The organism is Rubrivirga sp. (genome assembly GCF_049648075.1).
In the GTDB taxonomy this organism is placed as follows: Bacteria; Bacteroidota; Rhodothermia; order Rhodothermales; family Rubricoccaceae; genus Rubrivirga.
The window spans coordinates 1-2,060 of record NZ_JBARYR010000324.1; the positions used below are offsets into that span (position 1 = coordinate 1).

A 2,060-nucleotide genomic window follows, 5' to 3' on the forward strand; every position below is an offset into this window, starting at 1 on the left:
GCCCGCTCTTGGCGTAGTACGTCGCCCGGACGTCCTCGAGCGTGTCGATCCCAGCGGGCAGCACCAGGACGCCGTCCAGGTCGCCCTCGAGGACGCGAGCGCGCAACGTGTCGAGCGGGGCGTCCGCGACCTCGAGGTCGGCCCCGTCGCCGACGGCGGCCTCGAGGTCGGCGAAGAGCCCGGCGTCGTCCACGACGGCGACACGCGACGGCTCGTCGTCGTCGGAGAACGCCAGGGCTGGGAGCGCGAACGCGGCGATGGCCAGGAACGGCACGCCGAGCGTCGCGACGATGAACCACTTGGAGCGGACGCGGCGGAGGTACTCGCTCTTGGCAATGAGGGCGATTTTGTTCAAGGGTTCGGGGTTCTCGGTTGGCTGCGCCTTCGCTGCGCGGTCGGGGTATGGCTCCGTGGGCGTTCGCGGACGACGGCCGCTAGGGTTCGATCGGGAGCGCTGTGCCGGATGCCGTCCTCGAGGCTTCGGGCGGTGAACCCTGAACCTCTGAACCCTGAACGGCCTGGCGGAAGATCTCGGCGAGCGGCGGCTCGTGGACCTCGAACCGGTCGACCTCGGACGAGCCGGCGAGCGCGGCCTCCAAGACATCGCGTGGCTTAGCGCCGGTCAGCCGGAGCTCCGCCCGCCCCTCGGTTCGGTTGAGCACGCGGACCGCGTCGGCACCCTCGAGAACGGACAGCCACGCGCCGTCGCCGACGAACTCGACCGAGACTGTGTCCCGGCCGAACCGGCGCTTAACCTCGCGCAGCGGCCCCTCCAAGACGACGCGGCCGCCAGCCATCAGGCACAGGTCGTCGCACAGGGCCTCGACGGACTCCATGCGGTGGCTCGCGAACAGGACCGTCTTACCGTCCTCGCGTAGCTCGCCGATGACCTCGACCAGCAGGTCGGCGTTGATCGGGTCCAAGCCGGAGAACGGCTCATCGAGGATGACCAGGCTCGGGTCGTGGACCATCGTGGCGACGAACTGGACCTTTTGCTGCTGGCCCTTCGAGAGCTCCTCGGTCTTCTTCCCCGCCCAATCGGACGCGTCGAACCGCTCGAGCCACCGGGTGACGGCGGCCTTGGCGTCGCGCTCGGGCATGCCCTTGAGCTGGGCGAGGTAGACGAGCTGTTCCTCGACCTTGAGCTTGCGGTACAAGCCGCGCTCTTCGGGCAGGTACCCCATCCGGCGCTGCGTCCCTGGACCGACGGGCTCGTCACCCAACGTGATCGTGCCGACGTCGGGCGTCGTGATGAACGTGACCATACGGATGGTCGACGTCTTGCCGGCGCCGTTGGGACCGAGCAAGCCGAACAGCCGTCCGGGCTCGGCCCGAAACGAGACGTCGTCGACGGCGACCGTTTGACCATACCGCTTGGTCACGTTTTCGAGACGGAGGACGGGGGTCATAGGACGAGCGTCGGGCGCGGAACGGATCGGGACTGAGAGCACTACGGCTCGTCGTGCCGGAGGTTACCGACGCATCGGGCCACACCCTTCCCCCTCTCTGTGATGCGTCTCTCTCTCGTCCTCCTGGTCGCCCTTTCCGTCGCCGGCTGCGACTCCGACGACAGCTTGCTCGGCGAGTTCGTCGGGACGACCGAGATCGGATCGCAGGCCCGCGCCGTCGATGGCGAGGCCGTCTACACCGTCCTCGACGGGCCGAACGGCCCCGAGTTCGTGCTCGGCCTGTTCGTGGGCGACCTGTACGACTCCGACCTCGACGCGTACGACTACGTCCTCTTCCGCCGCCCCGGCGACCGCCCCGGCGCAGGCGCCTACGGCGTCGACAACGACCCGGACCGCGCGTTCAACGCGACCATCGCGCGCGTCGAGGACGCCGACGAGCCCCTCGAGGCCGAGGGCTCCGTTTTGAACGGCGTCGACGGCACCCTCGCCATCACGCGCGTGGACGGCTACGGCTTCCTGGTCGGCTCCTACGAGTTTATCGCCGAGGGCGTCCGCGTCGGGCCGAGCAGCGGGTTCGTCGAGGGCGCCGCGCGGGGCACCTTCGAGGCCCGCTACGAGTCGCCGTCGACGTTCCGAGCACTCGGCCTCTAG

At 69.4% G+C, this 2,060-nt stretch carries 2 protein-coding genes and 1 pseudogene; 1 reads left to right on the forward strand and 2 read right to left on the reverse strand.

Annotation, left to right across the window (positions count from 1 at the left end):
- Both WBA11_RS09720 and WBA11_RS09725 read right to left on the reverse strand, forming a co-directional pair.
- Positions 1–355, reverse strand: a pseudogene (locus tag WBA11_RS09720) (ABC transporter permease); the annotation flags it as partial.
- A gap of 79 nt (positions 356–434) precedes the next feature.
- The gene (locus WBA11_RS09725) at positions 435–1,409 is read right to left on the reverse strand and encodes an ABC transporter ATP-binding protein (RefSeq protein ID WP_424520503.1); all 975 of its coding nucleotides are present in this window, start codon (positions 1,407–1,409) and stop codon (positions 435–437) included.
- 102 nt (positions 1,410–1,511) lie between these two features.
- Between WBA11_RS09725 and WBA11_RS09730 the strand changes: the two genes are divergently transcribed.
- Positions 1,512–2,060, forward strand: coding sequence for a hypothetical protein (locus WBA11_RS09730; protein ID WP_424520504.1), 549 nt, complete (start codon positions 1,512–1,514; stop codon positions 2,058–2,060).

Bases quoted from the DNA above. Each gene is read 5' to 3' on its own strand.
- WBA11_RS09725 (WP_424520503.1), bottom strand. From the start codon at position 1,409: ATGACCCCCGTCCTCCGTCTCGAAAACGTGACCAAGCGGTATGGTCAA.
- WBA11_RS09730 (WP_424520504.1), top strand. From the start codon at position 1,512: ATGCGTCTCTCTCTCGTCCTCCTGGTCGCCCTTTCCGTCGCCGGCTGC.